This is a genomic window from Actinoplanes sp. NPDC000266 (assembly GCF_042899005.1).
In the GTDB taxonomy this organism is placed as follows: Bacteria; Actinomycetota; Actinomycetes; order Mycobacteriales; family Micromonosporaceae; genus Actinoplanes.
The window spans coordinates 116,129-141,981 of record NZ_JBIAZI010000002.1; the positions used below are offsets into that span (position 1 = coordinate 116,129).

27 protein-coding genes are annotated in these 25,853 nt (G+C 72.0%); 14 read left to right on the forward strand and 13 right to left on the reverse strand.

All coding sequences use genetic code 11. From position 1 onward, the window contains the following. Positions 1-69: 69 nt before the first annotated feature. Genes ACFY36_RS06895 through ACFY36_RS06905 form a run of 3 tightly spaced genes read left to right on the forward strand, consistent with a single transcriptional unit; the run spans position 70 to position 3,142 of the window. Positions 70-804 (forward strand): polysaccharide deacetylase family protein, encoded by a 735-nt coding sequence (locus ACFY36_RS06895; protein WP_499744968.1) that lies wholly within the window; start codon positions 70-72, stop codon positions 802-804. Further along, the gene (locus ACFY36_RS06900) at positions 801-1,790 is read left to right on the forward strand and encodes a glycoside hydrolase family 26 protein (protein ID WP_499744969.1); all 990 of its coding nucleotides are present in this window, start codon (positions 801-803) and stop codon (positions 1,788-1,790) included. Before ACFY36_RS06895 ends, ACFY36_RS06900 begins: the two co-directional genes overlap by 4 nt. Then, positions 1,787-3,142 (forward strand): right-handed parallel beta-helix repeat-containing protein, encoded by a 1,356-nt coding sequence (locus tag ACFY36_RS06905; protein WP_499744970.1) that lies wholly within the window; start codon positions 1,787-1,789, stop codon positions 3,140-3,142. The genes ACFY36_RS06900 and ACFY36_RS06905 overlap by 4 nt, the downstream gene beginning before the upstream one ends. On the opposite strand, the gene ACFY36_RS06910 is transcribed toward ACFY36_RS06905, so the two are convergent. Both ACFY36_RS06910 and ACFY36_RS06915 read right to left on the reverse strand, forming a co-directional pair. Further along, a complete protein-coding gene (locus ACFY36_RS06910) occupies positions 3,105-3,785 on the reverse strand; it encodes a response regulator (protein WP_499744971.1) in 681 nt (226 codons plus the stop codon). The two genes, ACFY36_RS06905 and ACFY36_RS06910, sit on opposite strands and share 38 nt — an antisense overlap. Continuing rightward, complete coding sequence (locus ACFY36_RS06915) at positions 3,782-4,879, reverse strand: sensor histidine kinase (RefSeq protein WP_499744972.1); 1,098 nt, start codon at positions 4,877-4,879, stop codon at positions 3,782-3,784. Before ACFY36_RS06915 ends, ACFY36_RS06910 begins: the two co-directional genes overlap by 4 nt. A gap of 141 nt (positions 4,880-5,020) precedes the next feature. Between ACFY36_RS06915 and ACFY36_RS06920 the strand changes: the two genes are divergently transcribed. The 5 genes from ACFY36_RS06920 to ACFY36_RS06940 all read left to right on the forward strand — a co-directional run bounded on the left by ACFY36_RS06920 (position 5,021) and on the right by ACFY36_RS06940 (position 10,641). Then, entirely contained in the window at positions 5,021-5,308 is a 288-nt protein-coding gene (locus tag ACFY36_RS06920; RefSeq protein WP_499744973.1) for a DUF6223 family protein, read from the forward strand. Between the two features lie 3 nt (positions 5,309-5,311). Then, positions 5,312-5,740 (forward strand): hypothetical protein, encoded by a 429-nt coding sequence (locus tag ACFY36_RS06925; RefSeq protein WP_499744974.1) that lies wholly within the window; start codon positions 5,312-5,314, stop codon positions 5,738-5,740. 111 nt (positions 5,741-5,851) lie between these two features. Beyond that, entirely contained in the window at positions 5,852-9,334 is a 3,483-nt protein-coding gene (locus ACFY36_RS06930) for an ATP-binding cassette domain-containing protein (RefSeq protein ID WP_499744975.1), read from the forward strand. A gap of 54 nt (positions 9,335-9,388) precedes the next feature. After that, positions 9,389-10,009, forward strand: a complete 621-nt coding sequence (locus ACFY36_RS06935) for a TetR/AcrR family transcriptional regulator (RefSeq protein WP_499744976.1) — start codon at positions 9,389-9,391, stop codon at positions 10,007-10,009. A 101-nt stretch (positions 10,010-10,110) separates the two neighbouring features. Next, complete coding sequence (locus ACFY36_RS06940) at positions 10,111-10,641, forward strand: hypothetical protein (protein WP_499744977.1); 531 nt, start codon at positions 10,111-10,113, stop codon at positions 10,639-10,641. Positions 10,642-10,657: 16 nt separating this feature from the next. Here the strand turns inward: ACFY36_RS06940 and ACFY36_RS06945 are convergent, their stop codons facing one another. Further along, positions 10,658-11,527: a S1C family serine protease gene (locus tag ACFY36_RS06945; protein WP_499744978.1), complete on the reverse strand. Its 870-nt coding sequence runs from the start codon at positions 11,525-11,527 to the stop codon at positions 10,658-10,660. A 421-nt stretch (positions 11,528-11,948) separates the two neighbouring features. On the opposite strand from ACFY36_RS06945, the gene ACFY36_RS06950 reads away from it, so the two are divergent. The 3 genes from ACFY36_RS06950 to ACFY36_RS06960 all read left to right on the forward strand — a co-directional run bounded on the left by ACFY36_RS06950 (position 11,949) and on the right by ACFY36_RS06960 (position 13,575). After that, positions 11,949-12,446, forward strand: a complete 498-nt coding sequence (locus ACFY36_RS06950) for a DUF732 domain-containing protein (protein WP_499744979.1) — start codon at positions 11,949-11,951, stop codon at positions 12,444-12,446. Between the two features lie 123 nt (positions 12,447-12,569). Continuing rightward, on the forward strand, positions 12,570-12,854 hold the full coding sequence (locus tag ACFY36_RS06955; protein ID WP_499744980.1) for a peptidoglycan-binding protein: 285 nt from the start codon (positions 12,570-12,572) through the stop codon (positions 12,852-12,854). Positions 12,855-12,864: 10 nt separating this feature from the next. Then, the gene (locus ACFY36_RS06960) at positions 12,865-13,575 is read left to right on the forward strand and encodes a TIGR03089 family protein (protein WP_499744981.1); all 711 of its coding nucleotides are present in this window, start codon (positions 12,865-12,867) and stop codon (positions 13,573-13,575) included. A gap of 20 nt (positions 13,576-13,595) precedes the next feature. Here ACFY36_RS06960 and paaE read toward each other — a convergent pair whose 3' ends face one another. The 9 genes from paaE to paaN are packed head-to-tail and all read right to left on the reverse strand — an operon-like array spanning position 13,596 to position 21,708. Beyond that, entirely contained in the window at positions 13,596-14,657 is a 1,062-nt protein-coding gene (gene paaE, locus ACFY36_RS06965; RefSeq protein WP_499744982.1) for a 1,2-phenylacetyl-CoA epoxidase subunit PaaE, read from the reverse strand. Positions 14,658-14,670: 13 nt separating this feature from the next. Then, entirely contained in the window at positions 14,671-15,162 is a 492-nt protein-coding gene (gene paaD, locus ACFY36_RS06970; protein WP_499745834.1) for a 1,2-phenylacetyl-CoA epoxidase subunit PaaD, read from the reverse strand. Then, a complete protein-coding gene (gene paaC / locus ACFY36_RS06975) occupies positions 15,156-16,043 on the reverse strand; it encodes a 1,2-phenylacetyl-CoA epoxidase subunit PaaC (RefSeq protein WP_499744983.1) in 888 nt (295 codons plus the stop codon). The genes paaD and paaC overlap by 7 nt, the downstream gene beginning before the upstream one ends. 7 nt (positions 16,044-16,050) lie before the next feature. After that, positions 16,051-16,344, reverse strand: a complete 294-nt coding sequence (gene paaB / locus ACFY36_RS06980) for a 1,2-phenylacetyl-CoA epoxidase subunit PaaB (protein WP_360253420.1) — start codon at positions 16,342-16,344, stop codon at positions 16,051-16,053. Beyond that, the gene (gene paaA / locus ACFY36_RS06985) at positions 16,341-17,267 is read right to left on the reverse strand and encodes a 1,2-phenylacetyl-CoA epoxidase subunit PaaA (protein WP_499744984.1); all 927 of its coding nucleotides are present in this window, start codon (positions 17,265-17,267) and stop codon (positions 16,341-16,343) included. The genes paaB and paaA overlap by 4 nt, the downstream gene beginning before the upstream one ends. Continuing rightward, entirely contained in the window at positions 17,264-18,127 is an 864-nt protein-coding gene (locus ACFY36_RS06990; protein WP_499744985.1) for a 3-hydroxyacyl-CoA dehydrogenase family protein, read from the reverse strand. Before ACFY36_RS06990 ends, paaA begins: the two co-directional genes overlap by 4 nt. Continuing rightward, a complete protein-coding gene (locus ACFY36_RS06995; RefSeq protein ID WP_499744986.1) occupies positions 18,124-18,852 on the reverse strand; it encodes an enoyl-CoA hydratase/isomerase family protein in 729 nt (242 codons plus the stop codon). Before ACFY36_RS06995 ends, ACFY36_RS06990 begins: the two co-directional genes overlap by 4 nt. Further along, positions 18,849-20,021: a thiolase family protein gene (locus ACFY36_RS07000; RefSeq protein WP_499744987.1), complete on the reverse strand. Its 1,173-nt coding sequence runs from the start codon at positions 20,019-20,021 to the stop codon at positions 18,849-18,851. The genes ACFY36_RS06995 and ACFY36_RS07000 overlap by 4 nt, the downstream gene beginning before the upstream one ends. Beyond that, complete coding sequence (paaN, locus tag ACFY36_RS07005) at positions 20,014-21,708, reverse strand: phenylacetic acid degradation protein PaaN (RefSeq protein ID WP_499744988.1); 1,695 nt, start codon at positions 21,706-21,708, stop codon at positions 20,014-20,016. Before paaN ends, ACFY36_RS07000 begins: the two co-directional genes overlap by 8 nt. An 84-nt stretch (positions 21,709-21,792) precedes the next feature. On the opposite strand from paaN, the gene ACFY36_RS07010 reads away from it, so the two are divergent. Next, entirely contained in the window at positions 21,793-22,398 is a 606-nt protein-coding gene (locus ACFY36_RS07010) for a TetR/AcrR family transcriptional regulator (protein ID WP_499744989.1), read from the forward strand. 11 nt (positions 22,399-22,409) lie between these two features. After that, complete coding sequence (locus ACFY36_RS07015) at positions 22,410-23,606, forward strand: glycoside hydrolase family 3 N-terminal domain-containing protein (protein WP_499744990.1); 1,197 nt, start codon at positions 22,410-22,412, stop codon at positions 23,604-23,606. On the opposite strand, the gene ACFY36_RS07020 is transcribed toward ACFY36_RS07015, so the two are convergent. Then, complete coding sequence (locus ACFY36_RS07020; RefSeq protein WP_499744991.1) at positions 23,593-24,591, reverse strand: LacI family DNA-binding transcriptional regulator; 999 nt, start codon at positions 24,589-24,591, stop codon at positions 23,593-23,595. The genes ACFY36_RS07015 and ACFY36_RS07020 overlap by 14 nt on opposite strands. Positions 24,592-24,673: 82 nt before the next feature. Here ACFY36_RS07020 and ACFY36_RS07025 point away from each other — a divergent pair, with 82 nt between their 5' ends. Then, positions 24,674-25,843, forward strand: a complete 1,170-nt coding sequence (locus ACFY36_RS07025) for a Gfo/Idh/MocA family protein (protein ID WP_499744992.1) — start codon at positions 24,674-24,676, stop codon at positions 25,841-25,843. Positions 25,844-25,853 lie beyond the last annotated feature (10 nt).

The following is a 25,853-nucleotide window of genomic DNA, read 5'->3' on the forward strand; positions in this document are numbered from 1 at the left end:
GAGGAGGACGACCGCGTGACCGTGTTGCCAGCGCTCATGTACCACTCAGTGTCAGCTGTCGGTGGCCCGATGCGTGATCTCGCCGTGCCGCCGGAGCTGCTCCGGGAGCAGTTGAGCGCGCTCGGTGACGCCGGTTACCGCCTGGTCGGCCTGACCGAGGCGCTCGAGCTGATCGACCGGGGAAGCACCGAGAAGCTGGTCGCGGTCACGTTCGACGACGGCTACCGCAACTTCCTCACCCAGGGCGTGCCCATTCTGAAGGAGACCGGCGCGGGCGCCACCCTGTACGCCTCGGTCGGCCACCTGGGCGGCACGGCCGGCTGGCTCGGACCGTGGGCGCCCGATTTCGGGCCGATGCTCACCTGGGACGAGCTGGCCGAGGTCAGGGACGCGGGCGTCGAGATCGGCAACCACAGCATGATCCACCACCCGCTCGACGTGCTTCCGCCGGCCCAGCTGCGTGACGAGATCATCAACAGCCACCGAGAGCTCGAACAACGGCTTCAGACGAGGGTACGGTCGTTCGCGTACCCGCACGGCTACAACAGCCGTCGCGTCCGCGACCTGGTGGCGTCCCTCGACTACGACAACGCCACCGAGGTCGGCCGGCGCCTCCACACACCCTCGGAGAAGCGCCTGGCCGTCCCCCGCCTCCAGCCCACCCCCGACCACAGCGGCGCCGCCCTCGTCGAGCTCGTCCGGACCGGCGAGACCGGCCTCGCGCCCAAGGTGAAGCAGCTCGCCCAGCCCGGCTGGCGGGTCGCGCGCAAGGTCGCCCGGACGTTCGGAAAGAACCTGACATGAACCGCCGCCGCCTGCTCGGCCTGTCCGCGCTGGCCGCCCTCCCGCTGGCCGGCTGCAAGACGTACCGCTCGGACGAGGTGCCGCCGCCGATCCAGTCCCATCCGGCGCCGTCAGCCTCAGCCTCAGCGAGCGCCGTTCTGACCGGCGGCGGCGTGGTGCCCTATCGGAGCGGCCGGGTGCTGCTGGGGGCGTACACCCAGCTCAAGGGTTTGACCACGGCCGAGGGAATCGCGCTGCGCAAGAAGCAGCTGGGGCGCCCGGAGCGGATCGTGCACCGGTTCTATTCGTGGACCGACGCGCTGCCGACGTCACTGTCGTACGTCACGTCGGCCAGCACGGTGATGGTGTCGTGGCGGGGCCCCTTCTCCAAGCAGGTCAACGACGGGTCGTCGGACAAGCTGATCGCCAAGGCGGCGCGCCGGATGGCGCAGCGCAAGGTGCCGACCCTGCTGCGCTGGGCCTGGGACATGAACCGCGACTACTACGACTGGGGCGGGCCGTCGAACAACCAGGACGCCGCGGGCTACGTGAAGGCGTACCGCCGGATCCACGGGATCTTCGCCGACGAGGGCGCGGACAACGTGAGCTGGGTGTGGAGCCCGAACTGGAACTCGTATCCGGACGAGGACTGGAACGCCTACCCGAATTATTATCCCGGTGACGAGTACGTGGACTGGGCCGGTGTCTCGGGCTACTCCGAGGGCCAGGCGCCGGGCGAGATGTTCGACCAGTTCTACGAGACGTACTCGGCCCGCAAGCCCATCATGATCACCGAGGTCTCCGCCACCGACCGCGGCGGCAGCACCAAGCCCGACTGGATCAACGCCTTCCACCAGTGGGTGAAGACCCGGCCCGCCGTCGGCGCCGTCTGCTGGTTCGACACCGACATCCACCCCGGCTCCACCGAGAAGTGGCGCATCGACTCGACCGCCGCCTCCCTGAAGGCGTACCGGGCGATGTCGGCCGACCCCGTCTTCGCCGGGTGAGCGGAACGCACCGCGCCGGGGGCCCGGGCCGCCGGTGGCTCGTCCTGTTCGCCGTCCTGCTGCTCGGTGCCGTCGCGGCCGGCGGTTACCGCCTCTTCTTCTACGAGGGCCCGCCCGACGTCGACGCCGCCGGCCCCGGATACTGGGTCTCCACGCGCGGCGCCGACGACGCCGACGGCTCCCCCGGGCACCCCTGGCGGTCGATCGCGCACGCGGTCTCGGCGGCGCCGGCCGGTTCCAAGATCTTCGTTCGGGACGGCACGTACGACCCGTTCACCGTCACCCGTCCCAACCTGACCGTGATGAGCGCGCCCAAGGAGCACGCGACCGTCAAGGGCGTGTCCGGGGTGCGCGACGGCATCCTGGTCGCGGCGAGCGGGACGACCATCGCCGACCTGACCGTACGGGGGTGCGTGCCCAAGCCGAACGCGGACGTGGACATCACCGGCGACCACGGCAGCGGCATCCGCGTGCACGACACCAGCGACGTCACCGTCAGCGGGGTGACCGTGCAGGACAGCCACGGCACGAACGCGGCCGGCCTCCCGGCCGGCTGCTACGGCATCCTGGTCACCGACTCGCAGGACGTGCACGTCACCGGGTCGGAGGTCATGCACAACGGCGCCGGCATCGTGGTCAGCGGCGGCGGACGGGGCGTCGTCGTCGACGGCAACGACGTGCACGACCAGGACGTCATCGTGCAGAACAGCACGGCGAAGGACGACGACTTCGGTGGGTACGGGCTGGCCGCGACCTTTGTGCGGGACAACCCGGGACCGGTGTTCCGCAACAACACCGTCCGCGACAACCACGGCCCCTCGACCGACTACGGCACCGACGGCGGCGGCATCGAGATCTACGACGCGGCCAACCTGACCATCACCGGCAACACGTTCGAGGCCAACGACGGCGTCCTGGAGACCGGCACCGGCGGCCGGGGCGGCTGCGCGAACAACGTCTTCACCGGCAACCGCGCGATCGGCGGCAACGGGCCCACCGGCTTCGACAGCGACACCGGCCTCGTGCTGCGCTGCGCGGCCGGCAACACGATCAGCAACAACAACTTCAGCGGCCTGCAGAAGTTCACGTTCCTGCTGGCCACGGGCAGCGACTTCGCCGGCAGCATCGAGGGCCTGAAGATCACCGGCAACACGGTCTTCCGCAACTCCGGCACCGTCGTCTACCGCCTCCAGATCGACAGCGGCAAGCCGACCATGACCATCGACGACAACACCTATCAGACCGGTGAGAACGCTTTCGCCGTCCTGAACGGCTCGACTTCCGAGGCCAACGTCCCGTACGACGAGTGGCGGTCTACGACCAAGTTCGACGCCCACTCGACGATGGAGTGACCAGGCCGCACTCGTACGCCACGACGACCAGCTGCGCCCGGTCGCGGACGTGCAGTTTCGTCATGGCCCGGTTGACGTGGGTCTTCGCCGTGACCGGGCTGATCACCATGCGGGCGGCGATCTGATCGTTGGACAGGCCCCGCGCGACCAGGGCGACGGCCTCGCGCTCGCGGTTGGTCAGCTCGGCCAGCCGGGCGCCGTCGGCCACCGGCCGGGGCTGGGCGACGTACCGGTCGATCAGCTGGCGCGTGATCGACGGGGCGAGCAGGGCCTCGCCGCGGGCCGCGACCCGGACGGCGTGCAGGAAGTCCCCGGGTTGCACGTCCTTGACCAGGAAGCCGGCCGCGCCCGCCCGCAGCGCGTGGAAGACGTACTCCTCCAGGCCGTAGTTGGTCAGGATGACGACGTGCACCCCGGACAGCTCGGGATCGTCGGCGATGCGCCGGGTCGCCTCGACACCGTCCACGACCGGCATCCGCACGTCCATCAGCACCACGTCGGGCCGATGCCGCCGGGCCAGCGCCACGGCCTCGCCGCCGTCACCGGCCTCGGCCACCACCTCGATGTCGTCCTCGATGTCGAGCAGCGCCCGGAAACCGCCGCGGATCAGCGGCTGGTCGTCCACGAGCAAGACCTTGATCATGTCGTACGGTCCAGGGGCAGCTCCGCCCGCACCGAGAAGCCCCCGCCGTCGCGCGGCCCGGCCCGCAGGTCACCGCCGAGGGCGGTCACCCGCTCCCGCATGCCGAGCAACCCGACCCCGTGACCCGGTGTGTCCCGCGGGGTGGCGGCGCCGTCGTCGTCGACCTGAATGGTCATCGCGCCCGGCCGGTAGCCGACCCGCACCGAGGCGGCGCCGGCCCGCGCGTGCCGCGCGATGTTGGTCAGCGACTCCTGCACGATCCGGTAGGCGGTCCGGTCGACCGCGGCCGGAACGCCCCGGCGGCGCCCGTCGACCGTCAGGGTCGCCTCCAGCCCGCCCGCGCGGGCCTGGCGCACCAGGTCGGGGAGCTGGTCGAGCCCGTACGGCGGGGAAAGGGTGTCGTCCCGCAGCGCCTCGAGGGTCGCGCGCAGCTCGCGGGAGGCCTCCCGGCCGGCCGCGCGGATCGCGATCAGCGCGTCGGGCACGGGCTCACCACGCTTCCCGGCCACGTGCACGGCGGCCTCCGACTGCACCTTGATCACCGAGATCTGGTGGGTGAGCGAGTCGTGCAGCTCCCGCGCGATGTGCAGCCGCTCCTCACCGGCGCGCCGCCGCGCGATCTCCTCCCGGGTCCGCTCGGCCTCGTCGGCCCGCCGCTCGGCCTGGCGCAGCGCCTCACCGGCCGCGCCGGCCGCGATCAGCCAGGCCAGCTCGAGCACGCCCCGGGCCCGCACGAACGCCTCCCCCGCGCCCCCGCTGACCATCGCCGCCGCCGGAAGGGCGGCCAGCATGACGACGCTGGTCACCACGGTGACGAGCCGCCGCCCGGCCCGCACGGCCGAGTAGACGGCGACCAGATAGGCGACGGCGAAGACATCGAACCCGGCCGCCTGATAGCCGAGCGCGCACACCCCCGTGCCGAGGAGCGCGGCCACGGGCTGCCGGCGGCGCACGACGAGCACCAGCCCGCCCGCGGCCAGCAGGCCGTACCCGGCCCACGGCCCGCCGTCCCCGCCCAGCCCGGCCGCCACGAGGACCGCCGCGGCGCCGACGGCGACGGCCGCGTCCCGGGCATCGATCCGCGCAGTGCCCATGCGGGCACCCTAGCCGCCGGCCGGCCCGGGGCGACTCCTCCCAGCGTGGTCACTTCCCGGCGGAACTACCACGTTCGCGGTAGTGAGAAGTGTCCACATCGGCACGATGCCCGCCGCCGCGCCCGGCGACACGATCGGGGCATGACTGCAGACCGCCTCATCGCCACCGTCGCCGCCCTGCTGGCCCTGGCCGGCGTGATTGCCGGAATCCGGGCGCTGACCCGCCCGGCCGCCCTGCTCCCCCTGTCCGCCCTGATCGCCGGCGTCGCCGGCACGCTGACCGGCATCCTGGTCGTGGCCACCGCCGACGGCGGCCCCGGCACGGGCAACGGCGTGGTCGGCGGCTGGGCCGCGATAGCCCTCGGCCCGATCGCGGCCGGCCTGGGCGGCCTGGCCCTGCTCCGCTTGCGGAGATCGGCGACGATGTGACCCGTGATCTACGTGGTGACCGACATTGAGGCCGACGGCCCGTGGCCAGGTCCCAACTCGATGCGTTCGTTCGCCTCGGTGGCCGTGACCGGCGACGGCGAGGAGCTGGGCGTCTTCGAGACGGTGCTGGAGCCGCTGCCCGGCTCAGCGCCGAACCCGGACACGTACGCCTGGTTCCAGACCCACCCCGAGGCGTGGCAGGCGGCCACGGAGAGCCCGAAGCCACCCGCCGGCGAGATGGCCCGGTTCGCCTCGTGGGTGAAGGCGCTACCGGGCCCGTGCGTCTTCACGGCGTGCCCGATCACCGAGGTGGCCCCGCGCCACCTCCCACCGGAGTGGCTGGGCAACATCGAACACACCCACCGGGCCATCGACGACGCCCGCGGATACGCCCACTTGCTGGGGGTGCTCCTGCGGATGTCCAGCCGCTGAGGGTGACACAGGCGATATACGGCGACGAGGTAATTCCGTTGAAGAGCTTCGGGCGGGCGACAAAGATGGATGGACCCCCTCGGTTCCGCCCATCCCAAAAGGACTTCATCGATGCGCCTGCTCCGCGACCTGTGGATCACCTCGAAAGGCCGCACAGGTCTCGTGGCGGTCCTCATCCTGCTCGGCGCGGCCGGGCAGGCCGGTGCTCTCGCGCTGGCCGGCGCCGTGCTCGTCGACCGGTCCATGTCCCTGTTCACCGTGCTCGCGGCCGCGCTCGTCGCGTCCGTGCTGAGTGACGTCTTCGTCGGGCTCGTCGCCTCGCGGCTGACCGCCGACTGGGCGGCCAAGGTGCGCCGCGGGCTCAACCGGGTCGCCTTCGGGCAGGATCTGCCGACCCTGGAGAACACGCCGGTCGGTGAGCTGCTCGACCGGATCGACTCCGACGTCTACGAGGTCGGCGCCCAGCTGCGCGGCAGCGGCGTGCGGATCGCGCAGTCGGTGGCCGTCGCCGTCTTCTCGATCGTCACCGCGTTCTTCGTGTGGTGGCCGGCCGGCGTCGGCATGGTCCTGGTTTCCCTCTTGCTGTACGTCACCATGAACAAGCCGATCCAGCGCATCTCCCCTTTGCGCATCTCCGAGGAGGAGTCCTGGTCCGACCTGGCCGCCGTGATGGAGGAGTCCATCCACGGGCAGGACGACGTCCGTACGAGCCTCGCCGCCCCCTATGTCCGCCGGCTCTACGCCCGGCGCGCGGCCGAGGTGCTGCGGCGCGGGCGGCTGGTCTGGCGCTCCTCGGCGCGGATCACCATGGGCGCCGGCACGATCACCCGGTCGCTGATCGCCGTACTCGTGGTCGCCGGGGCCTGGGCCCTGTCCACCGGCCACATCGACGGGGCCCGGCTGACCGGTGTCTGGCTGCTCGCGCTCGGCTTCGGCGGCACCCTGGAGCATGTCACCCGCATGGTGCCCGAGCTGCAGAACGCGCTCGGCGCCTGGAGCCGCGTCCAGCTGCTCCAGGACGTACCGCAGGAACCGACCGAGGGTGTTCCGCCCGTCGACGGCGATCTGATCGTCCGAAATCTGACCTTCCGTTACGGCGAGCCCGACAGCGGGCGGCCGCCGGCGCTGCGCGACGTCGATCTGACCTTCGCCCGCGGCCGGTCGTACGCCCTGATCGGCCGCACCGGCTCCGGCAAGTCGACGCTGGCCAAGGTGCTGACCCGGGCCGTCGACGTGCCGCGCGGCACGGTCTTCCTGGGCGGGGTCGACCTCAACGACATGAACGTCGAGGGGCTGCGCCGCTGGACGGCGATCGTCCCGCAGCGCACCGAGATCCTGGCCGGCACCCTGGCCGAGAACATCGCCCTGTTCGACCCCGAGCTGCTGCCCAGGTCGGCCGGCGCGCTCGACGAGCTGGGCCTGAGCGCCTGGGTGGCCAGCCTGCCCGACGGCATCGACACCCGGCTCGGCGAGAACGGCTACAAGCTGTCGGCCGGTCAGGAACAGCTGGTCGCGTTCGCCCGCATCCTGGTCCGCGACCCGCATGTGGTGATCCTCGACGAGGCCACGGCCCGGATGGACCCGGTCACCGAGTCGTGGGTCCAGCGCGCCACCGACCGGCTGCTCACCGGGCGCATCGGCGTCATCGTGGCCCACCGGCTGTCGTCGGTGCAGCGCTGCGACGAGGTGGTCGTGCTGGCCGACGGCGAGGTGCTCGAGTCGGGCCCGCTGCGCGAGTCGCAGCGGTTCGCCGAGCTGATGGCCAGCAGCAACCTGGCCGTCCCGGCGCCGGTCAACAGCGGCGGCGGGGTGCTGGTCGAGGAGCACGACTGGGACACCGCGGCCCAGGTCGAGCTCGGCGCCGAACTGCTGGCCAACAAGCTCCCGCCGGTCGAGCCGCCGCCGCTGCCCGAGGCGCCCAAGGCGCACACGTTCCGCGAGATCGCCCGGCTGACGATGAACGACAAGAGGTACGGGCTGGGCGCGGTCGCCCTGTTCGCGATCCTCGTGCTGCTCGGCCTGGACGGCGCGATCCTCCCGCTGCTGTGGTCGAACGTGGTCGACGGCATCGGCAACCCGCTCTACCCGGCGGTCGGCATCGCGGCCGGCCTGCTCGTGGCCATCCCGACGCTGTACTACACGGGCGCCTGGTTCCCGGAGTGGTGGGTCCGGCAGATGCTGCGGATCAGCATGCGCCTGGTGCACGGCCAGATCGGCCCGCGCCGGGTCAGCAAGCACACCCCGGCCGAGGTGGTCGCCCAGGGCGGCGACACCGAGCGGGTGGTCATGCTGGCCGACAACCTGATCGACAACGCCACCAGCCTCGTGATGATCGTCGCGATGACGCTGGCGTCGCAGTCGTTCGTGCCGGCGCTGTTCTTCATCGGCACGATGGTGCTCTCCGGCCTGGCCGCCACCCTGTTCGGCCCGAAGCTGGAAAAGGCCGCCCGCCGTACGGTGGCCGCGCGCGCCGCGTTCGCGACGTCGCTGGTCTCCTCGCTGTCGGCGGCGCGCACGGTCAAGCTGGCCGGCGCCACCGAGCCGGTGCTCAACCACCTGGCCCGGCTCGACTTCACCCGCAGCGAGCTGCAACGGCGCGAGATCGCCATCCAGGTGTGGGCCCGCTCCACCCCGTCGATCGCCAGCGGCCTGCTGCCGATCGCGGCCTGGGCCCTCTACCTGTCCGGTTCCCTCTCGTCGGCGGCGACCCTGATCGCGGTGGCGACGCTCGGCTCGGCCCGCTGGTTCGCCTGGACGACCGCCTCGCTGGTCTCCCAGTTCCCGTCCGCGCGGGTCTGGACCAAGCGGACGGTGGCCATGACCGGCGAGTCCGAATACTCCAAGGACGTGCCCGGCGTCGACCTCTCGGCCGGCACGGCGCCGGCCCCGCCGACCGCGCCGCGTAACCCGCTGCGCCGTCTCGAGCTGCGCCACTTCAGCGCCGTGCACGAGAACGGCACGGTCGGCGCGCAGGATGTCGATCTGGCCGTCGAACGCGGCCAGCTCGTCCTGGTCGTCGGCCCGGTCGGCGCCGGCAAGTCGTCGCTGCTGCGGGCCCTGGCCGGCATCGTCCACCACACGGGCGAGCTGGCCTGGAACGGCGACCCGGTCGACGAGCCCGAGGTTTTCTTGAGACCCAACCAGGTGGGGTACGTCGCCCAGCTGCCCCGCGTGCTGTCCGGCACCGTGGCCGACAACATCCAGCTGGGTCACGAGGTCGACGCGGCCGACGCCGTCTCCACCGCCCAACTGGAGCACGACCTGGCCGCGGCCGGCGGCGGTCTCCAGTTGCTGATCGGCCACAAGGGCACCCGGCTGTCCGGCGGTCAGCTGCAGCGCCTGGCCCTGGCCCGTGCCCTGGCCCCGCGCACCGAGCTGCTGATCGCCGACGACGTCTCCTCGGCCCTGGACGTGACGACCGAGCTCGAGCTGTGGCGGGCCCTGCGCGCCCACGGCGTCACCGTGGTCGGTTCGACATCGAAACGGGCCGCCCTGAGCCAGGCCGACCACGTCGTCGTCCTGATCGCCGGCAAGGTCGAGGACCAGGGCACCTGGCAGGAGCTGGAGGACCGCTGGGGTCACCTGGCGGGCTGAGCGGTGCGCGCCGCGCATCTTTGCGGGGCGCGCACCTCTGACTATCGTTGAGGTGTGGGTCTCCGGGAACGTAAGAAGCAGGCCACCCGGACCGCGCTGAGCTGGGCCGCCATCCGCCTGATCGTCGAGCGCGGCTACGACGGTGTGCTCGTCGAGGACATCGCCACCGAGGCCGGCGTCTCGGCGCGCACCTTCAACAACTACTTCTCGAGCAAGGCCGAGGCCGTGGCCTCCCGCCACCTCGACCGCTGCCTCCAGGTCGCCGAGGCCCTGCGGGAACGGCCGGCTGATGAGCCACTCTGGGAATCGATCACCGAGGCCGTGCTGGCCCAGTTCGAGCAGACCGCGCAGGTGACCGCCGCTCCGCTCCCCCGCGACACCCAGGCCTGGGCCGCCGGACTACGCCTGATGACCGCCATCCCGGCCATCAAGGCCGAGACGCTCCGAGCCTCGGCCGACGCCGAAACCGCGCTGGCCGCCGCGGTCGCCGCGCGCACCGGCACCAACCCCGAGACCGACCTTTACCCCAAGCTGGTCGCCGCGGCCGTCATGGCCGCCAACACGGTGACCTTCAAACACTTCGTGGCCATCGGGGGCGAGCCGGCCGAGCTGAGGGCCATTCTCATCGGCGCCCTGCGTCAACTGGCCGCCGGACTACCCGAACCACAGCGGTGATCCCGTTATCGGCTCGTTATGAAATCCGAGAACCAGGACGGCCACGTGCGCATCACACCGGAAGACAGCACATTCCGAAAGCACCAGGAGGACCGATTCCCATGCGCGCCCTCACCGCCACCATCACCCTCGCCGTCGCCGTCTTCGCCGTCATCGGTCTCGCCGCCTGCGACGGCCCTGAGCACGTCAACGGCGTCGCCGCGCCGGTGACCACAACCTCGGCGGCCGCCGCCGCTGCCACCTCCACCGTGCCCACCTCCACCGCGCCTACCTCGGCGCCCACCGTCACGGCCACAACCGCCAAGCCGACGGCCACAGCCAAGACATCGGCTCCCCCGCGCGACGCCAACCCCTGCCCGGTCTCGGCCGCCGTCCTCTACAAGGCGCTGCGCGCCGACAAGGACATGTCCGCGCGCACCAGGCCGACGGTCGCCCTGAAAGATGAGACCTGCTACCAGGGTTACGCGACGGCCATCACCATCGTCGAGGGGAAGAACGTGCAGCCGGCCGGCCTGCTCTTCGAATACGACACGGAAGCCCGCACCTGGCGCCCCCTCAACCTGGGCAGCGGCGGTTACTGCGAGGGCTACACATCGGCCGCCATCTCGAAGCGCCTCGGCAACGGCTGCTGACCCGGAACGAGGGTGCTCAGCTGATCTGGTTCTGGAGCTGCTTGACGACGCTGGTGACGGTGTCGGCCGGGATGGCGAAGCCGACGCCGATGCTGCCGGTCGACGAGTCACTGGCGGTTGCGATCGCCACGTTGATGCCGACGACGTGGCCATCGAGGTCGACCAGCGCGCCACCCGAGTTGCCCTCGTTGATCGCGGCGTCGGTCTGGAGCAGCCCGCTGAGCTGTTCGGTGCCGGTGTTGATGCTGCGGTCGGTCGCGGACACGATGCCGGAGGTGACAGTGTTCTCGAGGCCGAGCGGCGCCCCGAAGGCCAGAACAGTGTCACCCACGGCGACGCTGTCGTCGGTCCCGAAGGTGGCCGGCGTCAGCCCGGTCAGCCCGGTCGCCTGAACCAGGGCCAGGTCGTGGGTGGTGTCGGTGGCGACGACGCTGGCGGGAACGGTGGTGCCGTTGGAGAGCCGGACGCTCACGGTGCCCTCGGACGAGATGACATGGTTGTTGGTGAGGATCAGCCCGGTCGAGGTGAGCACCACCCCGGAGCCGAGCGACGACTCACGCGTGCCGTCGACCATGACGGTGACGATGCTGGGCTGAACCTGCTTGACGACGGCGGCGAGATCCTGGTCCTCGGTGACTGTGGTGCTGCTGGCCGTCGTAGCCGTGGCCGCGGTGGTCGAGTCGTGATCGATCAGGTAGCGCTCGGCGACCACCCCACCGGCCGTCCCCGCACCGGCGACGAGCGCGATCAGCGCCGCACCACCGGCGATCCGCCGAGGCCACCGGCTGCCACCCGGCGAGGTGGGCGTCACCTGGTCGTACCGGCCGTCGTAGTCCCCGATCCCCGTGTGGTCCGGGTCGGTGGGCCGGTTCATCAGATCGGTCATGGCGGCGCCTCGCTTCGTTGGCTGATGCGACAACCTTGACTCCGCATGTTGTTGACCAGCGGTGAGCCGTCTGTGGGTTCGCTGTACACCCTTTGGGGTCCGGTTACCACTCATCAGTGGGCGCGGCGCCAGGCGTACGCCTCCAGCCCGCCTACGGTCGTCGGGTGCTTTTCGTCCCAGTTACACCCATCTCGTCCCCCGCCTCCTCCCCCGTTACGGCACACCCCGCCCGACCCATTCCCTCGGTCTCGGCCGCCGAGGTGACCACACCCCCGACCCTTGCCCCGCCTCCGAAGGGTGCGATCGGTCCCACCAGAGCAGAACGCAAACCGTTCGGCCCGACGATCACCCCAGCCACCGGCCCCATGCCGGTCTGGCCGCCGACGAGCCCCGCCCTCAGTCACCCCCAGGTGGCCACCCGATGAGCCTCAGCCTCGGCCGGTCTTTCGCTTCGAAGCGTTTCCGGGTCGGCGGCGTGCTCGCTGTCGTTCTCGCCGGTGCGCTCGGCGCTTGTTCCTCGCCCCGCCCCGCGCCTGTGGCGGACGGCGCCTCTCCCGTGCCGGCGTCTGTCACCCCCGTACAGCAAGAAGAACCGCAATCCGCGGCACCCAGCCCGAGCCCGACGCGGGCCGCGCCCCGCACGAACAGCGAGACCACCGGGCCGAAGGTGGCCGGCGAGGCGCGCGCGAAGCCGCTCGGTGATCTGCGGGCGTTCGTGGCCGCCGTGCAGCGTGATCTTCCTGACGTCGCGATCGATCGGCGGGACGAGGAGGTCGCGGCCTTCGGCGAGCAGGCGTGCCGCGCTCTGGCCGCGGGGAAGCAGGCGCCGGCCGTGGTGCGTGAGTTCCGTGCGCAGGGTGTGTCCAGTGCGCAGGCGAAGCGGCTTTTCGCGCTGGCCAGCAACACCGTGTGCCCCTAGGGAGCAGTCGGGCATCGGCCGAAAGTCGCAGTCGGGCACAGCTTTGACCGACGCCGGTCCGATGCCGGGCACAGCTGCGCGCCCGATGCTGGAGTCATCCCCACTTCAGCAGGAGGTCACGAGATGTCCGCACGAGGAATGCTCAGCGTTGTCGGCACCGCCGTCGGCGGACTGGTGGGCTGGACCGCCGCCCCGCCACCGGCCGACCCCGCCTGCCTGCGCGAACTGTTGACCGAGATCGGCTTGACCCCGGCCGGCATCAGCGACGACGAGACCACCGAGGCGGTGCGCGTCTTCCAGGCCCGCACCGGTCTCACCCCGGACGGCGTAGCCGGTCCACGAACGGTTCACCTCCTCACGAGGTACGCCGCCGAGGCACGCGAGCTCCGCTTGGACCTGGCGGCCTAGGCTTCGGTGCATGACCGGGCACGATCATCTGATCACGTACTACGACGACGCCACCGGTGAACGCACCGCGCTCACCGCGCGCGAGCTCGGCACCTGGGCCGCCGCCACCGCGGCCCTGCTCACCGACGAATGCGGTCACGGCCCCCGCAGCACCGCCGCCGTGCTTCTACCCCCTCATTGGCAGACCGCCGCGGTCCTGCTCGGCGCCTGGTCCGCCGGCATAGCGGTCTCCTACCGCGACTGGGCGAGCGCCGGCCTGTCCCCGGCCGGCGCCCCGCTGGACGTCACCTTCGTGCACCGCCGCCGCGTGGACAGCTGGCTCGACGAGGTCCCCATCGGAACCGACCAGTTCGTCCTGTCCCTCACCGCATCCCACTCACCCTCCCCCGGAGCTCCCCGTGGCTACCGGGACTACCCGGCCGCCGTCCACCCGCATCTGGGCGCCGCCCCGCCCTCGATCACCCCGGCCGCCGACGCCCCCGCCACCACCGACGGCACCACGTACGGCGCCTACGCCGCCGTGGCCGCCGAGATGGCCGCCCAGCGGGGCATCACCCGCGGCGACCGGGTCCTGATCAACGCGGCCACCCAGGAGCAGCCGCTGACCTGGCTCCTGACCCCGATGGTGGCCGGCGCGTCGATAGTCCTCTGCGCCAACCTCGACCCGGCCAAGCTCACCGCCCGGATGGAGGCGGAGCGAATCACTCACTCGTTTCTCTGACCGATTCCGATCACCGGGCCTCAGTCATCGAAGGTCACCGTGACCTTCGGCGACGCGGGGACGGACTGGCAGGTCAGGACGAAGCCCGCGGCGAGCTCGGCCGGCTCCAGGGCGAAGTTGCGCCGCATCGTCACGTCGCCCTCGACGACCCGGGCCCGGCACGTGCCGCAGACGCCGCCCTTGCAGGCGAACGGCAGGTCGGGCCGGGATCGTTGCGCGCCCTCGAGCACGGTGTCGCCCGCCCCGACCGTCACCGTCGTCGAACGGCCGTCGAGCAGCACCGTCACGTCACAGCTGCCGGCGCCTCCGGTCGCCGCCTCCGCGCGCACCGGCTCGGGGGGCGCCTCGTCCACCCAGAACAGTTCCCGGTGGATCCGCTCCGGCGGCACCCCGGCCTCGCCGAGCACCTGGATCGCGTCGGTCACCATGCCGTACGGGCCGCACAGCCACCAGTGATCCACCGCCGGCACGTCGAGCAGCACCGGCAACAGGGCACGAAGCTTGTCCGCGTCGAGCCGCCCGCTGAGCAGGTCGACCTCGCGCGCCTCCCTGGACAGCAGGTGGACGAGCTCGAGCCGCGACGGATGGCGGTCCTTCAGGTCGGCGAGCTCCTCGGCGAACATCACGGTGTCGGCCCGCCGGTTGCCGTACAGGACGGCGACCTGGGCCTCCGGATGGCGCAGCAGTGACGTGGCGATCGACAGCACCGGCGTGATCCCGGAGCCCGCCGCGATCATGACGTGGCGGCCGCCGGCCTCGACGTCGGGGGTGAAGGTGCCGGACGGCGGCGCCACCTCGACCGCGTCGCCCACCCGCACCTGCCGCACCAGCCATCCGGAGACGAGCCCGCCCGGCACCTCGCGCACGCCGATGCGGGGCCTGTCCCCGGCCGGGGCGCAGATCGAGTAGGACCGGCGCTCGTCGCTCTCGTCGCCCGGCCGCCGGACGGTCAGGGACTGCCCGGGCCGGAACTGGTAGGTCCCCGCCAACTTTGCCGGGACGTCGAAGGTCACGGCGACGGCGTCGTCGCAGAGCCGTTCGACCTGCGCGACCCGCAGCGGGTAGAACTCGCGAACCACCATCAGTCTCCCCCGCTCAGATCGCTTTGACGTGCTCGAACGGTTCGCGGCAGGCCGGGCACCGCCGCAACTCGCGGCAGGCGGTCGCGCTGAACGCCGTGATCAGCTCGGTGCGCGGCTGCCCGCAGCGGGGACAGGCGATCCCGTCGTCACGGACGCCGAGCGTCAGCGGCACGGGGCCGGGCGACCGGCGCGGCGCGGGTCCGGGCGGGACGATGCCGGCCTCGGCGAGCTTCGCCCGCCCCGACTCGGAGATCCAGTCGGTGGTCCAGGCGGGAGCCAGCACCGTACGCACCTCGGCCCGCTCGAAGCCGCCGCCCCGCAGCGCCGCGAGCAGGTCGGCCCGGATCGCCTCCATCGCCGGGCATCCCGAATACGTCGGCGTGATGGTCACGACCACCCCGTCCGCGCCTTCCTCGACGTCGCGGATGATGCCCAGCTCGGCCAGGGTCAGCATGGGCAGCTCAGGATCGGTGACGGTGGCGGCGATGTCGGCGGCGCTCACCAGACACCGCCCGGTGTCGCCCGTGCCAGCCCTTGCAGCTCGGCCAGGATCTCGGTGAGCTCATCGCCGTGGACGCCATCGCGCCCCTCCCCGGAACCATTGATCGGAGCCGGCACCAATGTCGCGACTCGGAGGACCTCGGCGATGACCGAGTCGAACTCCTCGCGGAGCTCGGCCGGATCGACCGCCACGTCGAGCTCCGCCAGGCGCCGCTCGACCGGATGCGCCTCGAACAACTCCCCGGACAGCGGCAGCACGACGTCGATGGCGGCCTGCATGCGGGCGTGGGACAGCTCGGTGCCGTCGCCGAGGCGGACCACCCAGCCTGCCGCGTAGTCCCGGTGGTAGCTGACCTCCTTGACGCCCTTGGCGGCGATGGCGGCCACCACGGGGTCGCCGGTGGAGGCCAGCCGGTCGAACAGCGCGAGCCGCCACGTGGAGAAGACCAGCAGCCGCGCTACCAGCTCGGCGAAGTCGGCGTCGGCCCGCTCGGCCAGCCGGACGTTGCGGAAGTCGCCCGGCTCGCGCAGGTAGGCCAGCTGGTCCTCGTCGCGCCCCGCGCCCTCGTCGCGCCCCGCGCCCTCGGCCTCGCCGGCCCGGGTGAGCAGCAGCCGGGCCTGTCCCAGCAGGTCGAGCCCGATGTTGGCCAGGGCCAGCTCGTCCTCGATCTCGGGCGCGCGGGTGACCCATTGCTGGAGCCGGTGGGACAGGATCAGCGCGTCGTCGCCGAGCATCAGGCAGTAGGCGGCCAGATCGCCGCGGTCGACCCCGTCGGGAAAGGCCGAGGGCACGCCGGCCAGCGGGTCGGCGAACCCGGTCCCGTACGCCCAGCGGGCGTCGTCGTCGTGGTCGGTGAGGGCCAGGTAGGCATCGTCGAAGGACATGGCGGCCTCAGATGTGCGGCACGGAGTCGGGGATGGAGTAGTACGTCGGGTGGCGGTAGGCCTTGTCGCCGCTGGGCGCGAAGAACGCGTCCTTGTCGTCGGGCCCGGACGCCACCACGTCTTCGGAGCGCACCACCCAGATGCTGACGCCCTCGTTGCGCCGCGTGTAGAGGTCGCGCGCGTGGTGCAGCGCCATCGTGTGGTCGGCCGCCCGCAGCGACCCGACGTGCACGTGGTTGAGGCCCCGCTTGGCCCGCACGAACACCTCGAACAAGGGCCACTCGTGCCGGATCTCGCTCACGCCCGCACCTCCGTCCGCTTGGCCGCGTGCGCCGCGGCCGCTTCCCGCACCCATGCGCCGTCCTCGTCGGCCTGCCGGCGCCGTGCTATCCGCTCGGCGTTCATCGGCCCGTCGCCGGAGATCACCCGCTTGAGCTCCGACCAGTCGATCGCGCCGAAGTCGTAGTGCTCCCGCTCGGCGTTCCACCGCAGGTCGGGGTCGGGCAGCGTCACGCCCAGCGCCTCGGCCTGCGGGACGGTCATGTCGACGAATCGCTGCCGCAGCTCGTCGTTCGTGTGCCGCTTGATCTTCCAGGCCATCGACTGCCCGGTGTTCGGCGAGTCGGCGTCGGGCGGGCCGAACATCATCAGCGACGGCCACCACCAGCGGCCGACGGCGTCGCGCACCATCTCCCGTTGCGCCTCGGTGCCGCCCATCATCGTCATCAGCAGCTCGTAGCCCTGCCGCTGGTGGAAGGACTCCTCCTTGCAGATCCGGATCATCGCCCGCGCGTACGGCCCGTAGGAGCTGCGGCACAGCGGCACCTGGTTGCAGATCGCGGCACCGTCGACGAGCCAGCCGATCACGCCGACGTCGGCGAACGTCAGCGTCGGGTAGTTGAAGATCGACGAGTACTTCTGCCGGCCCTCGATGAGCCGCCGGGTCAGGTCGCCACGGTCGGCGCCGAGCGTCTCGGCCGCCGAGTAGAGGTAGAGCCCGTGGCCGGCCTCATCCTGCACCTTGGCCAGCAGGATCGCCTTGCGCCGCAGCGACGGCGCGCGGGTGATCCAGGCGCCCTCGGGCTGCATGCCGATGATCTCGGAGTGCGCGTGCTGGGCGATCTGCCGGATCATCGTCTTGCGGTAGCCGTCCGGCATCCAGTCGCGCGGCTCGACCCGCTGGTCCTTCTCGATGATCTCGGCGAAGGCCTGCTCCTCGCTCATGACACCTCCCAGGTGAAGAAGCCCTGCCCGCTCTTGCGCCCGAGTTCCCCGGCGGCCACCTTGTCGCGCAGCAGCCGCGGCGGCGCGAACCTCTCGCCCAGTTCCCGGTGCAGGTGTTCGGCGATGGCCAGCCGCACGTCGAGGCCGACCAGGTCGGTCGAGCGCAGCGGCCCCATCGGATGGCGGTAGCCGAGCTCCATGGCCCGATCGATCGAGGCCGCGTCGGCCACGCCCTCCTCGAGCATCCGGATCGCCTCGAGCCCGAGCAGCACACCGAGGCGGCTGGTGGCGAAGCCCGGCGAGTCGCGGACCACGACCTCGGTCTTGCCGAGCCCGCCCACCCAGGACCGGGTCGCGTCGCGCACGGCGTCGCTGGTCGACGGGCCGAGCACGACCTCGACGAGCTTGCTGCCCGGAACCGGGTTGAAGAAGTGCATGCCGAGGAACCGCTCGGGGCGGCCCAGCCCGTCGGCCAGCCCGGCGATCGACAGCGAGCTGGTGTTGCTGGCCAGCACGGCCTGCTCGCCGACGGCCTGCTCGACCGCGGCCAGCACCCGCACCTTCAGGGCAGCGTCCTCGGGCACGGCCTCGACGACGAGATCGGCGCCGGAGCCGAGGGCGGCCACGTCGTCGACCAGCACCAGCCTCTCCAGGACGGCGTCCTCGGGCTCGGTCAGCAACCCCTTCTCCGAGGCCCGCCGCAGGCCCGCGGCCACCCGGTCGCGAGCGGCCGCCGCGGCGGCCGGGTCGCGCTCGACCAGGCTGACCGCCGCACCGGCGACGGCGAAGACCTGGGCGATCCCGGCACCCATGCGGCCGCCGCCGACGACACCGACGAGTTTCGGTACGGAGCCGGTCATGAGCGGCCTCCCGCCAGGAACGCGTCCATGCGCTCGGCCTTCTCGGCCGACTCGAACAGGATCGCCTGCGCGAGGTCATCGGTGAGCGGATGCCCGCCACCGTCGGCCACGAGTTTCGTCAGCCTCAGGGCGAGCTGCCCGGAGCGGCCCATCCGGTCGAGCAGCTCATGCGCCCGCTTGAGCAGGTCACCGGCCGGCACCACCTCGGCCACCAGGCCGAACCGCAGCGCGTCGTCGGCGTCGAGCCGCCGCCCGGCGAGCAGCACCTGCTTGGCGACGGACGCGCCGGCCAGCTCACGCAGCCGCCAGCAGGCGCCGGCCGCGGCCAGGATGCCGAGACCCGGCTCCGGGTTGCCGAACACCGCCGACGGCGAGGCCAGCCGGATGTCGCACGCGTACGCCAGCTCGGCGCCGCCACCGAGCGCGTAGCCGTCGACGGCGGCGACGGTGGGCAGCGGCAGCCGGGCGATCCGGTCGAAGAGCCGGCTGTTGATGCCCTGCAACGCCTGCTCGCGGCCGCGCTGCCGCAGCTCGCCGATGTCGGCCCCGGCCGCGAAGGTGCCACCGTCGCCGGTCAGCAGCAGAAAGCGCGGGCGCTCCTCGAGCGAGGCGCAGACCTCGTGCAGCTCACCGACCATGGCCGCGTTCATGGCGTTACGCGCCTCGGGCCGCCGCAACGTGACGACGACGCGGTCGTCCAGCTCCTGCACGGCGAGGGTGTTCACGGCCGCTCCAGGAGCATCGCGACGCCCTGGCCGACGCCGACGCAGAGGGTCGCCAAGCCGCGGCGGGCGCTCTCGCGCTCCATGCGGCCCAGCAGGGTCACGGTGATGCGCGCGCCCGAACAGCCGAGTGGGTGGCCCAGCGCGATCGCGCCGCCGTCGGCGTTCACCCGCTCGTCGTCGAGCTTGAGCCGGCGGATGACGGCCAGGGACTGGACCGCGAACGCCTCGTTCAGCTCGACGGCGTCGAGGTCGCCGACGCCCCAGCCGGCCCGGGCCAGCGCCTTCTCCGTGGCCGGCACGGGGCCGAGACCCATGAGGTGCGGCGCCACGCCGGCACTGGCCGAGGTGACCACGCGGGCGCGCGGCGTCAGGCCGTACCTCTCGACCGCTTCGCCGCTGGCCACGACGAGGGCCGCCGCGCCGTCGCTGAGCGGCGAGGACGACGCGGCCGTGACGACGCCGTCGCCGCGGAAGACGGGCCGCAGCTTGCCGAGCTTCTCCAGGGTGGAGCCGCGGCGCGGGATCTCGTCGGCGCCGACGTCGCCCACCGCGACGAGCTCGCCGGCGAACCGGCCCGCGTCGATCGCGGCGATCGCCCGCTCGTGGCTGCGCAGCGCGAAGGCGTCGCTCTCGGCACGGGTGATGCCGTCGAGGGCCGCGACCTCCTCGGCGGTCTCGCCCATGCTGAGGGTGGCGCGGTCGCGCTCCTGGAGCACCGGGTTGGTGAAGCGCCACCCCAGGGAGGTGTCGAAGACCTGGCCCGGGCGCGCCCACGGCGTTCCCGGCTTCTCCATCACCCAGGGCGCGCGGGTCATCGACTCGACGCCGCCGGCGACGATCAGGTCGGCCTCGCCGGCGCGGATCGTGTTCGCGGCCGAGACGATCGCGGTCAGCCCGCTCGCGCAGAGCCGGTTGACCGTGTAGCCGGGCACGGTGTCGGGCAGGCCCGCGAGCAGCACCGCCATGCGGGCCACGTTGCGGTTGTCCTCGCCGGCCTGGTTGGCCGCGCCGAGCACCACCTCGTCGATCGCCTCGCCGGGCACCCCGGCCCGGCCGGCCGCCTCGCGGACGACCAGACCGGCAAGATCGTCGGGGCGGACACCGGCGAGCGCACCACCGTATTTGCCCTGTGGGGTGCGCACACCGCCGACGAGATAGGCCTCAGGCATCGGTGCCCTCCGCGGCCGGCACGTGGTGGCGGGACTGGATGGTGAAGAAGCGGCCGCTGACGAAGTAGTCGTCGGACAGCGAGGCGGTCGCGGCCGGGTTGGCGCCGCTGCCGTGCAGGTCGCTGAACGCGGCCGTCTGGTTGACGAAGACGCCGCCGGTCAGGTTTTCCGCCAGGTGCACGCCCGCGTCGAGCGCCGCCTCGCGAGCCGCGGTGAGCACGTCGGGCGAGGTCGAGTGGACCATCGCCGTCAGCGCGCCGTGAGCGCGGACGGTCTCGGTGAAGATCTGAATGCTGTGCGGCGTGGACTCGGTGGCGATGACGAACGAGACCGGCCCGAACCACTCGCGGGTGTACGCCTTGTCGTCGGCCGCGTCGAGCCGCACCACGACCGGGGTGCGGATGGTGGCGCCGGGGTGTTGTTCGTCGGCCACCTCGGCCGACGGGTGGATCACGCTGGCCGCCCCGCCGGCTTCGGTGAGCCGCGCCAGGACGCCGTCGTTGACGATCGCGCCGAGCGTGCCGGCGGCCCGCGCCGGGTCGCCCAGCAGCTTGTCGAGCGCGGCCGACAGGTCGGCGCCGAACTCCTCGACGCTGCGCCGCCCGGCGTCGGTCACGATGCCGCCCCGCGGCACCAGGATGTTCTGCGGGGTCGTGCACATCTGGCCGCTGTAGAGCGACAGCGAGAACGCCAGGTTGCGCAGCAGGCCCTTGTAGTCGGCGGTGGAGTCGACGATGACCGTGTTCAGGCCGGACTTCTCCGTGTAGACGACCGCCTGCCGCGCGTTCGCCTCGAGCCAGTTGCCGAACTCGCTGGAACCGGTGAAGTCGACGATGCGCACGTCGGGGTGGGTGGCCAGGGTGACCGCGATGCCGTCGCCGGGCTCCTCGACCGCGAGCGTGACCAGATCGGGGCTCAGACCGGCCTCGGACAGCACCTCGCGGCAGATCTGCACAGTGATGGCGAGCGGCAGGACGGCGCCCGGATGCGGCTTCACGATCACCGGGTTGCCGGTGACCAGGCTCGCGAACAGGCCCGGATAGCTGTTCCAGGTCGGGAACGTCGTGCAGCCGATGACCAGGCCGACGCCGCGGCCGACGGCCGTGCTGGTCTTGGCCAGCCGCAGCGGGTCGCCGCCACGCTGGGGCTTGGCCCACTCGGAGGTGGCCGGAATGCGGGTGCTGGCGGCCAGCGCGACGGCCACGGCCTCGAGGGCGCGGTCCTGCGCGTGCGGGCCACCGGCCTGGAACGCCATGACGAAGGCCTGGCCGGTGGTGTGCTGCACCGCGTGGGCCATCTCGAAGCTGCGCGCGTTGATCCGCTTGATGATCTCGACGGCGACGCCGGCGCGGCCCTGCGGCCCGACGGCGCGCCAGGCCGGGGTGGCGGCCCGGGCGGCCGCGATCACCGCGAGCGGGTCGGCCTTGGGATAGCTGACGTCCAGCTCGACGCCGTAGGGTGAGCGCTCGGTGGAGACAGTGCCGTCAGCGCCGGGCACCTCGATCGGGAACGGCTTGCCGAGGAGGGCGCGGAACGCGCGCTCGCCGTCGGGAGCGGCCTCCTCGCCGTACACGGACTTGCTGGGAGACTCGGGAAATGCGGACCAGTAGTCGCGCGCGGAGGCGGCGCGGATCGCTTGATCGAGCAGGTCGGAATGCGTCTCGTACAACTCGGTGGGGGTTGTCATCGTCGCTCCATTGCGTTCGGCTGTGCTCATATTTACCGACCGAACGGCCGGTAATCAACCCCCGGGAGACAGGATGGCATTGACATGACCCCACCTGCGGCCCCACGAAGGCGCGGACGCCCCGGTCATGACCAGGATGCCGTGCTCGCCGCCGCGGTGCGGCTGTTCAACGAGCGCGGCTACGACGCCACCAGCATGTTCGACATCGCCGAGTCCCTGGGCATCACGAAGTCCAGCGTCTACCACCACATCAGCGGCAAGGAGCAGCTGCTCCAGATGGCGATGGACCGGGCGCTGGACGGCCTGTTCGAGGCGGCGGACGAGGTGCGCGCGCTCGACCTGCCCGCGCCCGAGCGGCTGGAGCGCCTCGTGCGGCGCAGCGTGCTGGTGCTGGCCGAACGCTTCGAATACGTGACCGTCCTGCTGCGGGTACGCGGCAACACCGAGACCGAGCAGCACGCGCTGTCCCGCCGGCGCGACTTCGACGCGATCGTCACCGACCTGGTGAAAGAGGCACAGGCCGAGGGCGGCGTACGGCCCGACATCGACCCGGCGACCGTCGCGCGCCTGATCCTGGGCATGGTCAACTCGCTCACCGAGTGGTACCGCCCCCGCACGGGCGGCGCCGAGGCCATCGCCGGCGCGCTGACCCGGATAGCGTTCGAAGGACTGCGTGCGCCCGCGCGCTAGCGTGGGCGCCGATGAGACATTGGCAGAGCCGGGCCGCCACCGCGGCCGCGACGATCCTGGTCCTGACCGCCTGCGGGACCACCCCGTCGCCGGAGAAACCCGTCGCGGCACCGGCAAGCGAGAGTCCTTCAGCCTCGGCGCCGCCGACGACGGCGCCGACACCGACACCGACGCCGAAGGACTGCGTCACGCGGACGCTGGACGGACTCGACCTGGCCGGGCGCGCGGGTCAGCTGCTCATGGTCGGCGTGCCGGTCGACACTCCGACCGGCTACGCCAGCGCCGTACGGCAATATCGCCTCGGCGGCGTCTTCCTGCGCGGCCGCAGCACGCACGCCGCCTCCGAGCTGCGCGGCGACATCGCGACCCTGCAATCGAAGGCGACCCTGCCGATGCTGGTCGCCCTCGATCAGGAGGGCGGCAGCGTGCAGACGCTCAAGGGACCCGACTTCCCGATCCTGCCGTCCGCGGAGCGTCTCGGCGCCGGCCCGATCGCCACGTTGCGCAGCACCACCCAGGACAGCGCGCGCCGGCTCTCGGCGATCGGCGTCAACCTCAACCTCGCCCCGGTCGCCGACACCGTGCCGACCGACATCGGCAAGGCCAATCCGCCTATCGGCGCCTTCAAGCGGCAGTACGGCTCGGATCCCGCCAAGGTCGCCACGGCGATCAGGACCGTCGTGCCGGCCTCGCAGGACGCCGGCGTCTTCACCACGCTCAAGCACTTCCCCGGGCTCGGCCGGGTGCGGGCCAACACCGACACGTCGACCGACGCCGTCGACAACGTCGCGACGGCCGCCGATCCGTACCTCCAGCCGTTCGCCGCCGGCATCGGCGCGGGCTCGGCCGCCGTCATGATCTCCTCGGCGTCCTACCCTCGCCTGGACAAGGTCAACATCGCGGCCTACTCGAAGACGATCGTGACCGGCCTGCTCCGCGAGAAACTCGGTTTCCAGGGCCTCGTCATCTCCGATGACCTCGGCGCCGCGGTGGCGGCCAGCACTCTTCCTCCAGCACAGCGGGCCGTACGCTTCGTGGCCGCCGGCGGCGACATGGTGCTCACGATCATCCCGTCGCACGCCAAGCCGATGTCGGCCGCGCTCATCGCCAAGGCCGAAAAAGATCAGGATTTCCGTGTACGTCTGGACGACGCCACCCGCCACGTCCTGCAGGCCAAGGAGCGGGCCGGCCTGCTCAAGTGCGGCTGACCGGCGCCGCCGTGCTGCCCCGCACGACCAGGTGGGGCACCAGGACGATCTCCGTACGCCGGGTACGGCCGCCGTCCAGGCGGGAGACCGCGGACCGTACGGCGTTGCGGGCCTGGGCCGCGGCGTCCTGGTTGACCGAGGTCAGATCGATGTGCGCGAGGCGGGCCAGCGTGCTGTCGTCGTAGCCGACCACGGAGATCTCGCCCGGGACGTCGATGCCGGCGCGGAGGAAAGCGTCCATCACTCCCACTGCGAGGCGGTCGTTGGAGGCCACGACGGCGGTCGGGCGGCCGGTCGATGCCACGAGCGCCTTCCCCGCCCGTACACCTCCTTCTTCGGTGTGATCGCCCGTCAGGACCTGCCCGGAGAGGCCGGCCCGGCGCATCGCCCGGCGATAGCCGCGGCGCCGGGCGGCGGCGACGGCGCCCAACCCGCCGTCGACGAAAGCGATGTCGGAGTGTCCAAGACCGATCAGATGATCGAGGGCCGCGTCGACGCCCACGTCGTCGGCCGAGCGCACCACGTCGACCTGCGCGTCACGGGCCATGCGGCCGACGACGACGCACGGAACCTGCTCGGCCAGCCTGTCCAGTGACGAGGTGGACGCGTCGGGGCCGAGCAGGATCAGCGCCTCGCAGCGGAAGTCGAGCAGGGTCTCGACGGCGCCGTCCTCGTCGCGGTTGCGCGTCAGCGTGGACAGCACCACCTCATAACCCGAGCGGTCGGCCTCGACGTGCAACTCCTCGACCAGCTCGGCGTGGAACGGGTTGCGCACGTCGAGCATGACGCCGAGCAGGTGGCGCCGGCGGCGGGCCAGCAGGCTGGCCGTGCGGTCGGCGCGATAGCCCAGCTCGGCCGCGGCGGCGAGCACCCGCTCACGGGTCTCGGCGCTCGGGCCGGGCGCGCCTCGCAGCACCAGCGACACCGAGGCGGGCGAGACCCCGACGCGGGCCGCCACGTCCGACAGGCGCGGTCGCTGATCCACTTCGGATCCCCCTTGACATTCATCGAGATCAAGATGGATGGTACAGGAGTTCTTAAAGCGCTTTAAAAGCGAGGTCCCCCTGATGACGCACCCGCCCCTCGGCGTGGCGGTGATCGGGGCCGGCATGGTCGGCCGCGCGCACGCCAACGCCTATCGCAATGCCGCCACCGTCTTCGGTCTCGACCTGCCCGCGCCCCGGCTGGTCGCCATCGCCGACCTGCACGAGCCGTTCGCCGCCGACGCCGCCCGGCGCTACGGCTATGAGCGCGTGGAGACCGACTGGCGCGCGGTCGTGGAGTCCCCCGAGGTCGGCGCGGTCAGCGTCGCCGTGGCCAACAGCCTGCATCGCGAGGTCGTCGAGGCGGCCCTCGCCGCCGGCAAACACGTCCTCTGCGAGAAGCCACTGGCGCCCACCGTCCACGACGGCGAGGCGATGGCCGCGGCCGCCGCGGCGGCGCCGGGCCGGGTCGGCGCGGTCGGCTTCACGTTCCGGCGCTCCCCCGCGCTGAACGCCATGAAGAGAGAGGTCGAGGGCCGGCTCGGGCCGGTGCGCCACTTCGTCGGCAACTACTGGTGCGACTACGGCTTCGATCCGGCCCGCCCGATGAGCTGGCGCTATCAGGGCGGTCCCGGCTCCGGTGTGCTGGCCGACATCGGCAGCCACCTCACCGACCTGGCCGAGTTCTTCTGCGGTCCGACGGCCGCCGTGCAGGGCACGACGATGGCCACCCTGGTGAAGCAGCGGCCCAAACCGCTCGGCGTCGCGGTCGGCCATGCCGGCGGCGTCGAGGTCAGCGACGAACTGGTCCCGGTGGAGAACGAGGACGTCTGCACCTTCACCACGGCGTACGAGGGTGGCGCGGTCGGCACGTTCTCGCTGTCGCGGGTCGCGTTCGGTCACGCCAACTCGCTGCGGGTCGACCTGTTCTGCGAGAACGGATCCGCCTCGTTCGAGATGACCCGGCCGGCCGAGTTCAGCATCGTCGACGGCAGCGCCGAGACTTCGATCAACGGCTCCCGTACGGTCTTCGTCGGCCCCTGGCATCCGTACGTGGCCCGAGGTCTGCCCATGGACTTCCCCACCGTCGGCCACGGGCAGAACGACTTCTTCGTCTACCAGGCCCGGGCCTTCCTCGACCAGATCGCCGGCGTCGAGGGCCTGCCGCCCTGCCCCGACCTGGCGCACGGCCTGCACAACCTGCGCGTCCTCGAGGCGGTCGTGTCGGCCGCCGACAAACCCGTCCAGCTCTGAGGAGTCCCCC